General features: G+C 56.2%; 12 protein-coding genes. 6 read left to right on the forward strand and 6 right to left on the reverse strand.

Features of this window, described 5'->3' with window-relative positions:
• The first annotated feature begins 34 nt into the window (after window positions 1-34).
• From ACR0BK_RS12550 to ACR0BK_RS12575, 6 genes are all read left to right on the forward strand, one after another.
• Complete coding sequence (locus tag ACR0BK_RS12550; RefSeq protein ID WP_480494225.1) at window positions 35-1,681, forward strand: amino acid ABC transporter permease; 1,647 nt, start codon at window positions 35-37, stop codon at window positions 1,679-1,681.
• Entirely contained in the window at window positions 1,678-3,663 is a 1,986-nt protein-coding gene (locus ACR0BK_RS12555) for a beta-galactosidase (RefSeq protein WP_480477083.1), read from the forward strand. Before ACR0BK_RS12550 ends, ACR0BK_RS12555 begins: the two co-directional genes overlap by 4 nt.
• 122 nt (window positions 3,664-3,785) lie before the next feature.
• On the forward strand, window positions 3,786-4,910 hold the full coding sequence (locus ACR0BK_RS12560) for an extracellular solute-binding protein (protein ID WP_480477085.1): 1,125 nt from the start codon (window positions 3,786-3,788) through the stop codon (window positions 4,908-4,910).
• A 116-nt stretch (window positions 4,911-5,026) separates the two neighbouring features.
• Entirely contained in the window at window positions 5,027-6,139 is a 1,113-nt protein-coding gene (locus ACR0BK_RS12565) for an ABC transporter ATP-binding protein (protein WP_480477087.1), read from the forward strand.
• Window positions 6,140-6,151: 12 nt separating this feature from the next.
• The gene (locus ACR0BK_RS12570) at window positions 6,152-7,072 is read left to right on the forward strand and encodes an ABC transporter permease (RefSeq protein ID WP_480554884.1); all 921 of its coding nucleotides are present in this window, start codon (window positions 6,152-6,154) and stop codon (window positions 7,070-7,072) included.
• Entirely contained in the window at window positions 7,069-8,337 is a 1,269-nt protein-coding gene (locus ACR0BK_RS12575; protein WP_480519814.1) for an ABC transporter permease, read from the forward strand. Before ACR0BK_RS12570 ends, ACR0BK_RS12575 begins: the two co-directional genes overlap by 4 nt.
• 43 nt (window positions 8,338-8,380) lie before the next feature.
• On the opposite strand, the gene ACR0BK_RS12580 is transcribed toward ACR0BK_RS12575, so the two are convergent.
• The 6 genes from ACR0BK_RS12580 to ACR0BK_RS12605 are packed head-to-tail and all read right to left on the reverse strand — an operon-like array spanning window position 8,381 to window position 15,121.
• Complete coding sequence (locus ACR0BK_RS12580; protein ID WP_480554885.1) at window positions 8,381-10,297, reverse strand: beta-galactosidase; 1,917 nt, start codon at window positions 10,295-10,297, stop codon at window positions 8,381-8,383.
• A complete protein-coding gene (locus ACR0BK_RS12585) occupies window positions 10,294-11,154 on the reverse strand; it encodes an SMP-30/gluconolactonase/LRE family protein (RefSeq protein WP_480554887.1) in 861 nt (286 codons plus the stop codon). The genes ACR0BK_RS12580 and ACR0BK_RS12585 overlap by 4 nt, the downstream gene beginning before the upstream one ends.
• A complete protein-coding gene (locus tag ACR0BK_RS12590; RefSeq protein WP_480477098.1) occupies window positions 11,151-11,756 on the reverse strand; it encodes a 2-dehydro-3-deoxy-6-phosphogalactonate aldolase in 606 nt (201 codons plus the stop codon). Before ACR0BK_RS12590 ends, ACR0BK_RS12585 begins: the two co-directional genes overlap by 4 nt.
• Window positions 11,753-12,646 (reverse strand): 2-dehydro-3-deoxygalactonokinase, encoded by an 894-nt coding sequence (locus ACR0BK_RS12595; protein WP_480554889.1) that lies wholly within the window; start codon window positions 12,644-12,646, stop codon window positions 11,753-11,755. Before ACR0BK_RS12595 ends, ACR0BK_RS12590 begins: the two co-directional genes overlap by 4 nt.
• Window positions 12,647-12,650: 4 nt before the next feature.
• Window positions 12,651-13,415 (reverse strand): SDR family NAD(P)-dependent oxidoreductase, encoded by a 765-nt coding sequence (locus ACR0BK_RS12600; RefSeq protein WP_480519824.1) that lies wholly within the window; start codon window positions 13,413-13,415, stop codon window positions 12,651-12,653.
• The gene (locus ACR0BK_RS12605) at window positions 13,415-15,121 is read right to left on the reverse strand and encodes an IlvD/Edd family dehydratase (RefSeq protein WP_480519826.1); all 1,707 of its coding nucleotides are present in this window, start codon (window positions 15,119-15,121) and stop codon (window positions 13,415-13,417) included. Before ACR0BK_RS12605 ends, ACR0BK_RS12600 begins: the two co-directional genes overlap by 1 nt.
• Window positions 15,122-15,176 lie beyond the last annotated feature (55 nt).

A 15,176-nucleotide genomic window follows, 5' to 3' on the forward strand; every position in this document is an offset into this window, starting at 1 on the left:
GCGCTGCCGGGCCTTGTCTTAGCGGAGAAGTTCCATGTTGCGCCTCAGCACGATCCGCCCGAGTAACCTGGTGTTGCTCGCAGCAGCGCCCTTTATTATCTACCTGTTCGCCACATCCTCAAAATACTTGCGGTCTCTGGTCGCAATTCTGGGGATCGGCACCGACGCGGGGCCCATCTTTGTTGGATTTCTGCTGATTGCGACCGTTGCGATCCTTGGATATCTTTGCGCACGCTACGTGCGGTTTTCACAAAACTCCCCCGGCTGGTTGCGATTCTGCGCGCTTGCCGCGTTCCCAGCTTCTGCGGCGCTTTTGGTCATCAGCTTTGTTTCTCCGCTGCTTCTGATGCCATTTGCCGAGTCGGTCTTCTTCCATGCGCTCAGCGAAAACACATCACCCCTTATCGATCGATCCAGTCAGACCTGGGTACTGTTTCCGGGCGTGATCGCCAAGGTTCAGACGGGATTACAAGTTTTCCTGGCGGTTTACGCGGCTGTCGTCGCACTATGCCTAATTTCGGCACGTTTGCAGCCGCCCTGGCGCGGGCGCGTCTTGTTGGGTTTGGAGTGTCTCACAGGCGCGGTTCTGTTTTATCTCATGTTCATGGCTCATTGGCAGTTCGCGACCGGGGTGGCCATTACATTCCGCGCGGCCATATTTGCCTATATCTTCGCGGCCATTCTTGGTTTGGTCTGGGTCGGGTTGCAATCGTTTAAACCAAAGGCGCGTACGACGGTCGTCTATGGTTCGATCAGTTTGGCATTGCTTGCAGCCTCAGCCTTTTTCTTCATGCAGCCGCAGGTCAGCTTTGTTCTGGTGGGCAGCACCGAAGGGCGTATCGCGGTTGTGCGCGGCACGCCGCAGGCGCAGGCTGACGTTATCCGGTTTGGTGAGTTCGAAGGGGCCGACGGTCAGCAATATCGCATCCGCAGCGCAACCGATGCCACTGCCGCGCTTGAACAGATCGAAACGGTCGACAGTGTCTCGGGCGCTTTTGTCCCGGCCGATGCCCATACACAAGGTTATCCGGTCCTGTGGCAAACAAGATTTCTACCCGACAAATACCGCAATCCGGCCCTGGCATTTGCCGTGTTCGGGTTTTTGTTGCTGACACTGACCATTGGCGGGGCTCAGCATAAGCTGCATCCTCTGGCGGTCGGGGCCGAGTTTTTCGTGGATACGATACGCGGCATTCCGATGCTGGTGATCATTCTTTATATCGGACTGCCACTGGCGGGCGCAGTCAAAGACGCCACCGGCGGCGGTATCGACATGACCAATATGACCCGCGGGATCATCGCGATCTCAGTTGGTTATTCCGCCTATATGGCCGAAATTTTCCGATCCGGGATCGAGGCGATACCGAAAGGCCAATTGGAGGCGGGCAGCTCTCTGGGTTTGTCGCGCTGGCATACGGCGCGGCTTATCGTTCTGCCGCAGGCCCTGCGGATTGTCACTCCACCGCTTGGCAATGAGTTTATCGCGATGATCAAGGACACGTCATTGCTGTCTATCCTGTCCGTCCGCGACATGACCCAGAGGATGCGAGAATTTCAGGCGGCTAGCTTTCTGCCCTTTGCACCCTTCAATACGGCGGCAATCCTGTATGTCGTTCTCACACTCGGCTGTGCCAGTTTCCTGAAGTGGATCGAACGACGCACAGCAAAGGACACACGATGAGCGCGCTGGAACTTGGGGTTTGTTACTACCCCGAACAGTGGGACCCTTCGCAATGGCGAGACGATGCCGCCCAAATGGCAGACATGGGGTTGGATTGGGTGCGGATTGCTGAATTCACCTGGGGTCTGATCGAACCCGCGCGCGGTCAGTTCCACTGGGACTGGCTGGATGAAGTGATCGAGATACTGGGTCAGGCTGGTCTGCGGGTCATGATGTCCACCCCAACAGCCGCCCCCCCCAAATGGTTGATCGATGAGTATCCCGAAATCCTGCCCGTTGGGCCGGATGGTCGGGTCAGAGGGTACGGTTCGCGCAGGCATTATTGTTTTTCCAGTGAGGTTTATCTGGCCGAGGCGCAAAGGATCGCAACTGAATATGCCCGCAGATATGGTCAGAATTCGTATGTCCAAGCGTGGCAGATCGACAATGAGTACAACGACCACGATACAGTTCTCAGCTATTCCGATGCCGCGCGAACAGGTTTTCAGAACTGGTTGGAGGAACGATACGGGGCAATCGATGCGTTGAATGACGCGTGGGGAACCGTTTTCTGGGGGTCGCTCTACTCTCAGTTTGGTCAGATCGAACTGCCCAACGGGCTGGTCGCCACGCCCAATCCAGCCCATGCTCTGGAATTCGCGCGCTATTCTTCCGATCGAGTTCGTCTGTTCAACAAAACGCAGGTGGATGTTCTGCGCAAATATGCGCCGGGCCGGGATATTACCCATAACTTCATGGCAGGTAGTTTCGAATTCGATCACCACGCCGTAGCGGCTGATCTGGATATTGTCGGGTTCGACAGCTACCCGCTAGGGAACTTATTGGGCTCTACCCTTTCAGATGAGGAAAAGCGCCGCTATCTGCGCACCGGCGCACCGGATTATCAGGGCTTTCATTGTGATTTGTATCGCAGTCAGGGGCGCGGTCGGATGTGGGTGCTGGAACAGCAGCCGGGCCCGGTGGATTGGGCTGACAAGAATCCGTCGCCGGCAGAGGGGATGGTTCGGCTTTGGACCTGGGCGGCCTATGCACATGGCGCGCAAGCCGTGATGTTTTTTCGCTGGCGACAGGCAAAATCTGCGCAAGAGCAATACCATACTGCGATTTTGCGGTCAGATGGCAGCCCGGATCAGGCCGCTGTTGAATTGGCTGAGATCGTGAAGGATCGCGCCATTTTGCCGCCCGAGAGACGGGCAAAATCACGGGTTGCAATGCTACTGGATTATACCTCTATCTGGGCGGCGGACATCCTGCCACATGACAACGATTTCCCCAATGCCCAGATTTTTCGCGAGTGGTACACTGCAATTCGTGGTTTTGGGGTCGATCTTGATTTTGTTGGCCCTGAAGATGAACTGAGCGGCTACGCCCTCATCATATTACCTCAAAGCATGATCGTGACCGCTGACCTTGCAGACAAGCTTGACGCTTCGGGGGCCAAGATTCTGATAGGTGCTCGTTCCGGCAGCAAGACATCCGGGATGAACACCCCGTCCAATCTGGCTCCAGGCGAACTGGCAAAGTTAACAGGTATCCGTGTCACGCGCGTCGAATCACTTCCTTCACTTGCGCATGAGGCTGTGGTTCTTCCCGATGGGCAGCAATTTGAATTCACGGGTTGGCGTGAAATTGTCGAGACCAAAGAGCGCGTTTTAGCCCGCTTCAAGAGCGCTTATTGCGATGCCAGTCCGGCGGTCATCCGTTCTGACCGCACGACCTATCTGGCAATGGTTCCGCGAAATGAGCTTTTGCAGGCGATTGTCGGGGAGGTACTGAACTGGGCTGGGATAAATGCAACGCCTTGCGACCCCGATATGCGCATAACCCAACGCGGCTCGACCTACTACGCGTTCAACTTCAGTGACGTTTCAAAGCCTTTGCCTGCTGGTCGTGCACGTCAAATTCTGCTTGGTTCAGATCCGGTCAAACCAAGGGACATCACCGTTTGGCAGGAGAATGCAGCGCCTCATAAATCAGCTTAGACGTGTCAAATCGCGAAACTGGACATAAGATTTTCGCAAACTGTCACTTTTGGACTGACGGATGGGCGCAGAAAGTCCTATGAATAGAAAACAAAAAACGAGTCCAACAACGGGAGAACACTATGGTTACCAAGTCATCACTTTCCAGACGCACTGTTTTGAAAGGAGCGGGTGCCGCAGCACTTGCCGCGCCTCTTTACAGCAAGAGCGCACTGGCTTCGTCGGGTGAAATCAACATACTGATGTGGTCGGATTATCTGCCGCCCAGCTTTATCGAAGAGTTTGAGACCCTTACTGGCATCAAGGTGAACTACACCGGGATCGGCTCAAACGAAGAAATCATCAACAAGATGAAGGCGACCAAAGGTCAGGGCTTTGACATCGTCTCGCCAACCAACAACCGCTCGTTGCAGTGGGAGCCGCTGGAGTTGTTGCAGCCCTTTGACATGAACAAGGTTCCGGTCGACCTGGTGAACCCTGCCATGGCCAAAATCGGTACGGATGCTTGGAACTTTGGCGGCGCCGGGGTTCACTGGTTGCCGCATATCTGGGGCACCGAAGGCATTGCATACCGCACCGACTTGTGGCTGCCGGCTGGGGACGCCCCATCCTATGGCGATGTTTGGTCGGAAGAAAACGCAGGCAAAACCATGGGCCGCGCGCATTCGATGATGCTTGGCGCTGGTCTTTACATGGAGCGTTCCGGCGAGATGGAGCCGGGTTCGGTCTGGGCCGCTTATGGTGACGAAGAAACCATGCGCAAGGTCTGGGGTCAGATCACTGACTGGTGCATTGCACGTAAGAATCGCATCAAGCTGATCTGGAACGATGCCGATACACAGAAGAACGGTCTTCTGAATGAAGGTGTTGTTGTCGGTCAGACCTGGGACGGCCCGCCACTGGCACTGAAATCGGCTGGTGAACCAGTGCACTATCAAGCGCCCATCGAAGGGGCGATGGCATGGGTTGACGGAATGTCGATTCCGTCTGGCGCGGCAAATATCGACCAGATCTATGCCTTCATCGACTTCGCCTATCAGGCCAAACCTGCCGGTGTTGCCATCGACAGCCATGGGTACAACTCTCCTGTTCTGGGGGCGGATCAGTATTCAGGCGACACCTACAAGAAGAACTTTGCCGAGGCCTATCCGGGCGACTCGCTGGCCAACCTCAATCCGTGGCCGGCCGAAGCCCCATGGTATGCTGAAACGCGGACCGAGTTCGTCAACAAGTTCAAGAGCGCATAAGCGATCTGAAACCATGCCCCTCGCGTTCTGCGAGGGGCCACAATCTGTGCGCCGCTCCGGCGTAACGGAAAGCTATGTGGTGTGGTGACAGTGCACACCTCAGGGAGATACCAAAAATGAGTGCAGGGGTCGGAGTCGATCTGGAAAACCTGTGGATCCGTTTCGGTGACTTCGTCGCCGTGCGCGATGCAAACGTCACAATTAACGGGGGAGATTTCTTTTCATTCCTCGGACCCTCGGGTTGCGGCAAAACAACGATCTTAAGGGCTGTTTCCGGCTTTCTCGAGCCCAGCGAAGGCAATGTTCTGATCGGCGGCAAAAACATGCGCGGGATTGGGCCCAACAAACGCCCCACAGCTCTGATCTTTCAGAACCTAGCGTTGTTTCCCTTGATGAAGGTTTGGGAAAACATCACGTTCTCGATGGAAATCAAAGGCGCCAGTGCTGCCGAGCGCCGCAAGCGCGCTGACGAGCTTTTGGACATGATCGCGCTCCCGGAGCAAGGCGACAAACTTCCCAGCGAATTGTCTGGTGGCCAACGTCAGCGAGTGGCCATCGCTCGTGCCCTTTGCGCCGAGCCGGATGTATTGCTTCTTGATGAGCCTCTGTCAGCACTTGACCTCAAACTGCGCCAGCACATGCGAACGGAACTGCGAGAGATACAACAGCGTGTGGGCATTACTTTTATCTACATTACCCATGACCAGGGCGAGGCGCTGACCATGTCAGATAATATCGCCGTCATGCGTGCAGGTGTGATTGACCAGATTGCCGATGGGAAAACCATCTACAATGATCCTAACACGGCTTTCGCGGCCTCATTTGTCGGCGAAAACAATGTATTCCGTGGCAAGATCAAACAGGTCATGGGCAACGAGGCGCTGATCTCGACCAACCGCTCGGGCGATCTGGTTGCACGGATATCGACCGCCAATCAAGGCAAAATGAAAGAAGGCGATAGTGCAATGTTGTTCATTCGCCCCGAAGCCTTCGCCATTGCGCCCGAGGGGGCTTCGGGTGACCATTTTGTTACCGCGCGGGTCAACCACGAAGAATTTGAAGGCAACGTCTTCAACATCTTTACCGAAGGTGAAGGTGGAAAAGAGATCAAAGTGTCGATCCCGAACCATGGACAATCCTTCGAGGACCACACCGGACAGAACATCACGTTGGAATACAAGACGCATAACGCCGTCATCGTTCCTGCGGGTGAACTGGCTGCAGAATAAGGGGATTAACTCATGCCCCAGTTTCTGAAAGACTTCTTCAATCGCAACGGCACCGGCATGGGAGTGGCGATCCTGGGTCTGGTTCTGTTCTGGACCATCGGCCTGATCATCCTTCCGCAGCTGTCGATGTTGGACTTCTCGTTCCGTCCGAATCTGCCACCGCCAGAGATTGGCGGACCCAAAGACATATATACGCTCGAGAACTACAAATATCTGGTCTACGGCCCCGAAGGCGGCAGTCAGGACTACAACACTGTTGATCTGAGGGTGTTTTTCCGAACTCTTGTGGCCGCGGTTTTTGTGACGGTTTTCAACCTGATCATCTGCTATCCGATTGCCTATTACCTGGGTCAGGCCGAGGGCAGCCATATTCGTATCTTCGCGATCATGCTAATCATCCCTTACTGGATCAACGAGATCCTGCGCGCCTTTGCGCTGCGCATCATCTTTGGGGAAACAGGTGTGTTGAACACGTTGTTCACGGGTCTGGGCATCTGGGATACACCGTTCGACTTCATTCGCAATGACATCGCGCTCTATGCGGGTCTGGGATACGCCTATATCCTGCTGATGATTTTCCCGATGTATAACGTGATTGAAAGTCTGGACAAAAACCAGATCGAAGCAGCACGCGACCTTGGGGCGCCTTGGTGGCGGATACATTGGCGAGTGGTCATTCCTTATGCCAAGCCGGGGATCAGTTCGGGCTGTACTATGGTCTTCATGTTGTCCGCCGGTGCGTTGGCTGCGCCGCAAATTCTGGGCGGGCCGTCCAGTCTGTGGTTCACCCAACTGATCTATCAGCAGTTCAATGACAACAACGACTGGCCACAGGGCGCCGCCTACGCAATCGTTCTGCTGGTCACTTGTATTCTGTTCGTGCTGGCCATGATGCGCCTGTTCAAAGTGAACATGGGGGATATAGGGAAATGAACAATTCCTTCCTCCGCATAAGCATCTGGGTCTATCTGGCGATCTTCTTCCTGTATCTGCTGGGCCCGCTGGTGATCATGTCCGTCACCGCGTTCAACTCGTCCGGGTTCCCCCGAATGAGCCCATGGGAATGTCTGACATTCCAATGGTTTGGCGAGCTGTTTCAGGATCAGCGTATCCTGAACGGGATCAAGAACTCGCTGATCATCGGAATCGGCACGGTCATCCTGTCCGTGGCGATGGGTTTGGCAGGCGCGCTGATGCTGACCCAGATCTGGCCGAAGCTTCGCGCGACCTACTATACGGTCATTATCGCACCGATCCTGATCCCCGGTGTGGTTCTTGGTATCTCGACGCTGGTCTTCTGGGACCGGATCAACCGGATGCTGGGGCTGGGGGCCGACAGTTTCCTGTCAAACGGCATCTTCCTGACAGTGATCGGCCAGTCCACCTTTATTGCCAGTTACTGTATGCTGGTGCTGGTGGCGCGGTTGCAGCGTTATGATGTCGCCCTGACTGAGGCGGCACTGGACCTTGGGGCCAGCCACGCTCAGGCTTTCCGCAAAATCCTGCTGCCGTTCATGCGCCCGGCGATTGCCTCGGCGGCGGTTTTGGCATTCCTCGCTTCTTTCGAGAACTACAACACCACCACTTTCACTTTTGGCGAATACCCGACGCTGACGATTGAGCTGGCTCAGAAGGTTCGCTACGGCATCACGCCCGCGATCTCGGCGCTGGCGTTTATCATCGTTGCGCTGACGGTTTTCTTCGCTCTGCTGAACGAAGCCAAGCTGAAACGTCAGGAACTGGTAGCCGCGGCGCGTAAAAACGCAACGGTCGAGGAACTGGCTGGCAAGATCAAGCTGCCGAGTTTCTTTGCCGGTAATATGGCCGCCGTGTTGCTGGTCGCATTTGCGGTTGTAACGATCACCGTTATAGGCACAGCGGCGACCTACAGTCCGGCGCAGTGCATTGCCGACGTTCGCGAGCAAAAGCAGTTGGAAGCGGAACAACGCATTCAGGAACTGCGTCAGCAGCGTGAGGAGCGCCGCAAACAGCAAGAAGCGGAAAAAGCCGGGCAGGGTGATGCCCAAACCGCGCCAAAGCCGTCAAATAACAGCGGTTTTGGTAATGTCTTCGCTCCGAACTCGCTGGATGGCAGCGAGAATGAAAGCAACGAAGGTGCTTCTCAAACCGAGGGTGAGCCATCCAACAACGGCGGTTTCGGAGGGGTGTTTGACCCCAACAGCCTAAAAAGCGACTAATCGCTGTGCCAAGCGGCAACCAACGCATCTGCCCGGATAGGATTCAAGTCTGTCCGGGCAGATTGCGCTTCAGGATCTTCACGTCACAGCCGCCGATGGTCGATCCGTTCCAGACCACCGGTTCAGCGTTATAGTTGATCAGGAACATGTGGTCGGCTGTCTCACGCAGTCGAAGTCCTGGCGGCATCGGTTTCAGGCCCAAACCGCTTTCTTCCGCAGCCAAGCCGATGACGCGATCCCATAATGCTTCGTTTGGGAAGCCGGCAAGATACCAGAACCCGTCCCTTGCCATTAGCGCAGGCGCTCCATCTTCAAAACTCAGAATTTCTTCAGCAGATCCTGAAAGGCGATCGATCCAATGCTGTGCCGCGCCGCCGCCACGGACAGCCCGGTTGACAGCAGGGGGCAGTGTTTCGACCAAATCGACGTTGCAGTCCAACCCTTTCAGGCCAGGTCGACCGGCGGCGGCGATCTGGAAATCACGGGTAATTGCGCCGCTGCGTGGGCCGAGGATTGCAAGATCCGAGTTGTCCGCTAACCTACGCTCCAAATCCGGGTCAATCGTTGCCAGTCCGGGGGCAAGGATCAGCGCATAGTGCGTGGACAGGTCATTGGGCGAAACAAAATCAATCGACAGCCCCACGCGGCGCAATGCACGATAAGCTGAGAAGACCAACCGGAAATAGTCAAAGCCTGCTCCTTGCGGTAGCGATGTCCAGGCCCAGTCCGAGGGGTAATCAAACAGTATCGCAACCTTGGATTGCACCTGATGCACCTCGCCCAATGTGGATAGCTCTTCCGCTGTCTGACGGGCCTCGTGTAATGCAGGGGCGGGGCGATTGTCCGGTGTCAGCAAACCTGCGTGCATCTGTTCCTGCGCAAAGGGGGCTTGCCGCCATCGAAAATAGCTCACAACCTCAGCACCGTGGGCGACAGCCTCAAGCGACCACAACCGCACCATTCCGGGCATGGGTGCCGGGTTATAGGGTGCCCAATTCACCGGACCGGGTTGTTGTTCCATCACCCACCATCGGCCACGGCCCACTGCCCGGTAAAGATCATGGTGAAACGCCTGCATGTCCGGATCGCCTTGCTGAAGAAAGGCGGTCTTGTGGGCTTCGTCATCTTCCAATCGGTCCGATAGAAATCCGATCGGATAACTGTCCCAAGTCGCAATATCCAGATCTGCGCCAACCTCGAAATGGTCGAAATCCAGAATACGACCCATGTAGTTATGCAACAGCGGCGCATCGGTCAAAGCTCGCAATACATCGACCTGAGCTTTGTTGAATGCCACAACCTGATCTGAGCTGAACCGACGGAATGCCAGTACATGAGCGGGGTTTGGCTCGGTCACAGTTTGATTGGGTAGTTCAATCTCATCGAAGTTGCGGTACTCCATCGACCAGAACACGTTTCCCCAGGCCTTGTTCAGTTGTTCAATTGAGCCGTATCGAACAGCCAGCCAGCGCCTGAATGCATTCAGTGCCGGGGTGCTGTAGCTGACTGTTGTGTCGTGACACCCATACTCATTGTCGATCTGCCAAGCCGCCACATACGGGTTATGACCATAGCGCTCTCCCAAGACCCGTGCGATGCGGCCACATTCATCGACATAGCCCTGGTGGCTAAAGCAGTAATGCCGCCGTGATCCGAATTTGCGCGTGTTTCCATACGTATCCACAGCCAGCATGTCCGGATGTTTGTCCAGCATCCAACGCGGTGGCGTTGCTGTCGGTGTGCCAAGCACGACTTTCACTCCCGCCTCGCCAAGTGTTTTAACCGCGCGATCCAGCCATTCAAATTGCAGGGTTCCGGGGTAAGGCTCCAGCCGGTTCCACGCGAACTCTCCAATGCGTACCCACGAGATGCCGGTGTCCACCATGCGCGCGGCGTCTTCCGCCCACGTCGCTTCGGGCCAGTGTTCAGGGTAGTAACACACACCAAGTTCCGGCTTCATAAAATGATCCTGTGTTCTGCCTGCCCTCGTCCCGCGTTTGGCATTGCAAATGTCATGCCATTGGTGGGTTGGGATTCAAAATCTGCGTTGCTCAACCCCTGCCGTGCTGAGGTGCAGAACAGCGTGCCTAAGCTGTCGCCACCAAAGGCCGGGCAGGACGTATGTGACGCTTCGAAAGAAATGGCCTTCAGGAAATGACCTTCGGGCGTGTAGGCCGCAACACGTCCAATCCCCCATTGCGCGATCCAGATGTTCCCGTCAGCATCAACCACCGCACCATCCGGGTTCAGGCCTTCTTTACGAAAGTCCAGAAATACCGTGCTTTCCCCTTCGGGCCATCCGCTTTCTGCATTCAAGCTCCAGCGCCTGACCTGCCTCGTTTTCGTGTCACAGAAATAGGCCACGGACCGATCCGGGGCAAAACAGATTGCATTGGAAATCGTCACATCCGACACGAGACACCGGAGCGTGCCTTTCCAGAACCGATAGATTGATCCGGCCCCGGCTTCAGCCTGTTTGCCCATCGTACCGATCCAGAAACCACCCCAAGGATCAGCGCGACCGTCATTCGAGCGGGTGATTGGGTTGTCTGCCTCGAGCGGCGTAACCAGCGCTCGATGCCCGGACGTCAATTCAAACTGCCAAAGACCCGTTTCCGAAGCCAAAAGCAGTGTGTCGCGATCCACCCAGCCTGCGGCGGAGACATGTTCATCGAATTCCCAGCTTATCTGATTTTCACTTTCGCGCGTCATCAGTCGTTTGTTGAGAATGTCGAACCAGAATAGCTGTTGCCGAGCAGGGTGCCAAAGCGGACCTTCGCCCAACGCGCAGGGGCGGTCGTCAAAAATCGTGCTCATCTTGCCGCCTTGTCAAAGGCTGTTACGATCTGCTTCGCGCGTGCTGCGATTTCGACTGCGTCCATGCCGGGTTTGTACAGCGCTGATCCAATCCCGAATCCATCCGCACCGGCTTTGATCCATTGCTCGAAGTTTTCAGGCCCGGCACCACCGACAGCGAAGATACGTGTTTCCTTGGGTAAAACGGGTCGAAGTGCTGCGAGCCCAACAGGGCCTGCCATGACGCCAGGAAACAGCTTTAATCCTGTGGCCCCGGCTTCGAGAGCGGCAAAGGCTTCGGTCGGCGTGTAAACGCCCGGCCAGCTTTGCATCCCCAACGCTACAGACCGTTTGATCACGTCAGCATCATAGTTGGGTGACACAATCAGCCTGCCGCCGGCATTCCGAACTGCGTCCACCTGATCAACCGTCAATACAGTACCAGCGCCTATCAGGGCGTGATCTTTGAAAGCTTCGGCCAGAATGGAAATGCTGTCGAGCGGGTCAGGCGAATTGAGTGGAACTTCGATCCGGTCGATCCCTGCATCGATGATAACTCTGCCAACGGCCTCGGCTTCCTGTGGTTGCAGACCGCGCAGAATGGCGATGATGGGGCGGCTCATGCGATTTGCCTTGTCATATTGCGCGCCAGCGCCAGCCCGGCCAGCGTTGCTTCGGTGGCGTTTGCAGTCTCAAAGAAAGCGCCCTGTTGTCTTAGCGCTGCCGCATAGACCCGCGATACGGCATCTGCACCAATGATAGCCAGTTGTTGACCCAGCCAATATGGACGGGTGGCGGCCAATTCAGCACCGATAAGCAGTCCCGACAGCCGCGCGCGCGCGATGTCTGTGTCCTGATTGTGCAGCAGGTCCGCAGCCCGCAAGCCGAACAGGCGTGCAGCCAATTGTTCGGGCTTGGACAATGTATCCGCCACAGCCTCGGCAAAGGCATCTTCATCCCATCCTTCACCTATAGAATGCCGCAGAACAGATTGCGCACTTAACAAATCAAAAAGCTCTCCGGTCATGAGCGTCCGAAAGCTCACGATTTCACCTGCGCTGACCTGAACCCATTTCGTATGGGTTCCTGGAAGACAGAGGACACCATCCCAGTTCTGGCGAGCACCCAAAAACCCTGCGATCTGTGTTTCTTCGCCCCGCATCACATCTGGTGGGCTCAGTTGCTTTAATCCGGGTATGACGAAGGCCCGGATGCGCGAGTCTGTGCTGGGAACACGGACCGGTACTTGCGGCAAGGGTTGCGACGGAACGGTAGAATAAGGTGCTTCGACCCAGCCTTGGCGTGCACCGACCATACCGCAGGCGATCACATCTATGGGGCCATCCTTCAGCCAGTTTTCAACAAGTTCCAACAGGGCGGTCTGGAACCCGTCGGCTCCGATACGTGCCATACCTTTGTCGGACTGCGCGCAGTCCAGCACCGTTGCCCCCTGCATGGCCCAGACCCGCAGGTGAGATGTGCCCCAATCAACGGCGATCCAGTCGGTATTCATTGCTTCACCCTGAAACTACGACGCCGCCATCAACCGCCATACACTGACCGGTCATCGCCCGGCTGGCGTTGGATGCCAGGAACAATGTCGGTGCAACCATGTCTTCGGGCGTCAAATGTTCTTTCAGGCATTGTCGATCCAAATGCGCGGCCAAATCTTCGGGCGTGGCCCACTTATCCAGCTGTTTTTGCGTCAAAACCCAACCGGGAGCCAGCGCATTCACACGTATGTTCTTTGGCCCCAGTTCGCGGGCCAAAGACCGCGTCATCCCTGTAATGCCCGCATTTGACGTCGTATAGATCGGATAGCCTGCATTGCCCATCATGTAGCTGATCGAGCTGAAGTTAATGATAACGCCGCCTTCCTTCATTTGCCGGGCCGCTTCCTGACAGGCGAAATAGTAGGCTTTCAGGTTTACGTCGATCATCCAGTCCCAGAACTCGGTCGTGGTTTCCTCAAGTGTATGGCGCTGGTCATTGGCCGCGTTGTTAACCAAAACGTCTAGGGGGCCGTGGGCTTCGGCGGCTTTGGCCATTGTCGTGTGAAGAAGCTGAGTGTCGGTCATATCGCCCTGCATGAACAGAGGTGCGCGGCCGTGTTTGTCGCGCATCTCTTCGACAAAACCGCTGGCGTCCGATCTGCCGATAAAAGCCACATTGGCCCCCTGAGCCAAAAACCCATCCGTTAATGCTGCGCCCACGCCCGAGCCTCCGCCGGTAATATAGACGGATGACCCGTTCAGGTCATGAAATGTCGCTGGTTGGGTCATCAGTGGCTCTCTCTGGTCACAAGGCGGGTGTCTTTGCCGACGAGGAAATCCAGGTCGGCCCCCTGATCGGCCTGCAACACGTGATCGACATAAAGTTTGGCATACCCGCGGGAATAATGTGGCTTATCTGGTTTCCATTGGGCTCGGCGCGCGTCCAGTTCTTTTTCGTCCACCAACAGCTCAAGCTTTCCAGCGCTGGCCGAGACGCGGATGCGGTCGCCGGTTTTCACCAGCGCCAGTGTGCCGCCCGCCTGTGCCTCGGGGCTGACATGCAGGATGACGGTGCCATAGGCTGTACCGGACATGCGGGCATCCGAGATACGGATCATGTCGCGAACGCCTTCCTTCACCAATCTCGCCGGAATCGGCATGTTTCCCACCTCGGGCATCCCGGGATAACCCTTGGGTCCACATCCCTTGAGCACCAGAATGCTCTTGGATGTGACGGGCAGATCAACCCGGTCGATATTGGCTTTCAGGTCTTCGATATTTTCGAAAACAAACGCCTCACCCTCGGTTTCAAGAAGGGCATCTGTTGCGGCAGAAGGTTTGACGATGGCCCCGTTGGGCGCAAGATTGCCGCGTAAAACACGAAGGCCAGCAGCGGGCTTCACCGGATCGTTGAAAGGGCGAATGACGTCGCGGTTGAAACATTCAGCACCTTCGTAGTGGGCCGAGATGTCCTTGTTCAGAACCGTTCTGGCCGGGCGCAGGAAAGGTTTGAGTTCGCTCAGCACAGCCGGCACACCGCCCGCGTAACAGAAATCTTCCATCAGGTATTTGCCTGAGGGCATGCAGTTCACCAGAAGGGGAATCTCTGATCCGATTTCAAAGTCCTTGAGCGTCAGGTCAACGCCCACGCGACCTGCGAGCGCCAGTAGATGAACAACGGCATTGGTCGATCCCCCAACGGCCGCATTGGCGAGGATTGCATTCTCGAAGGCTTCTCTGGTCAGAATGTCGGATGGTTTCAGGTCTTCGTCGACCATTTCGACAATCCGCTTGCCTGTCAAATGGGCGAGGGCCATGCGGCGGGCGTCAACGGCGGGCAGGGCGGCATTGGTGGGCAGGCTCATGCCCATCGCTTCGACCAGAGACGCCATGGTGCTGGCCGTCCCCATGGTCATGCAAACCCCGGCACTGCGGGACATCCCGGATTCCGCGTTCATAAAATCCTGAAGGGTCATCTCTCCGGCACGCACGGCCTCGGAGAACTTCCACACATCGGTTCCTGAGCCAATATCCTGACCGCGATATTTTCCATTCAGCATAGGGCCGGAGCTGACAACGATCGACGGCAGGTCGACCGAGGCCGCGCCCATGAGTTGGCCCGGCGTGGTCTTGTCGCACCCGCCCAGCAGAACCACACCGTCAATGCCATATGCGCGGATCGACTCTTCGACATCCATGGCCAGAAGGTTGCGAAACAGCATGGCTGTGGGTTTCATCTGGGTCTCGCCCAGCGACATGACCGGGAATTCGACGGGAAAGCCCCCGGCCTCCCACACACCGCGCTTTACCCCTTCGGCCAGATCGCGGAGGCCGGAATTGCAAGGGGTTAGCTCCGACCACGTGTTGCAAATTCCGATAATTGGCCGCCCATCGAAGGCGTGATCAGGAAAACCCTGATTTTTCATCCAGGATCGATGGATGAACCCATCCTTGTCGAGTTTCCCGTACCAGTGCTGTGAGCGGCGTTTTGACATTGTTCTGTGATGCTTTTTTAGGTCTGGGTGGATTTGAGTATTTGTAAAAAGGTGA

The sequence above is a fragment of the Ruegeria sp. AF1 genome (assembly GCF_056542125.1).

Bases quoted from the DNA above. Each gene is read 5' to 3' on its own strand.
- ACR0BK_RS12550 (WP_480494225.1), top strand. From the start codon at position 35: ATGTTGCGCCTCAGCACGATCCGCCCGAGTAACCTGGTGTTGCTCGCA.
- ACR0BK_RS12565 (WP_480477087.1), top strand. From the start codon at position 5,027: ATGAGTGCAGGGGTCGGAGTCGATCTGGAAAACCTGTGGATCCGTTTC.
- ACR0BK_RS12585 (WP_480554887.1), bottom strand. From the start codon at position 11,154: ATGAGCACGATTTTTGACGACCGCCCCTGCGCGTTGGGCGAAGGTCCG.
- ACR0BK_RS12570 (WP_480554884.1), top strand. From the start codon at position 6,152: ATGCCCCAGTTTCTGAAAGACTTCTTCAATCGCAACGGCACCGGCATG.
- ACR0BK_RS12595 (WP_480554889.1), bottom strand. From the start codon at position 12,646: ATGAATACCGACTGGATCGCCGTTGATTGGGGCACATCTCACCTGCGG.
- ACR0BK_RS12560 (WP_480477085.1), top strand. From the start codon at position 3,786: ATGGTTACCAAGTCATCACTTTCCAGACGCACTGTTTTGAAAGGAGCG.
- ACR0BK_RS12605 (WP_480519826.1), bottom strand. From the start codon at position 15,121: ATGTCAAAACGCCGCTCACAGCACTGGTACGGGAAACTCGACAAGGAT.
- ACR0BK_RS12580 (WP_480554885.1), bottom strand. From the start codon at position 10,297: ATGAAGCCGGAACTTGGTGTGTGTTACTACCCTGAACACTGGCCCGAA.
- ACR0BK_RS12575 (WP_480519814.1), top strand. From the start codon at position 7,069: ATGAACAATTCCTTCCTCCGCATAAGCATCTGGGTCTATCTGGCGATC.
- ACR0BK_RS12590 (WP_480477098.1), bottom strand. From the start codon at position 11,756: ATGAGCCGCCCCATCATCGCCATTCTGCGCGGTCTGCAACCACAGGAA.
- ACR0BK_RS12600 (WP_480519824.1), bottom strand. From the start codon at position 13,415: ATGACCCAACCAGCGACATTTCATGACCTGAACGGGTCATCCGTCTAT.
- ACR0BK_RS12555 (WP_480477083.1), top strand. From the start codon at position 1,678: ATGAGCGCGCTGGAACTTGGGGTTTGTTACTACCCCGAACAGTGGGAC.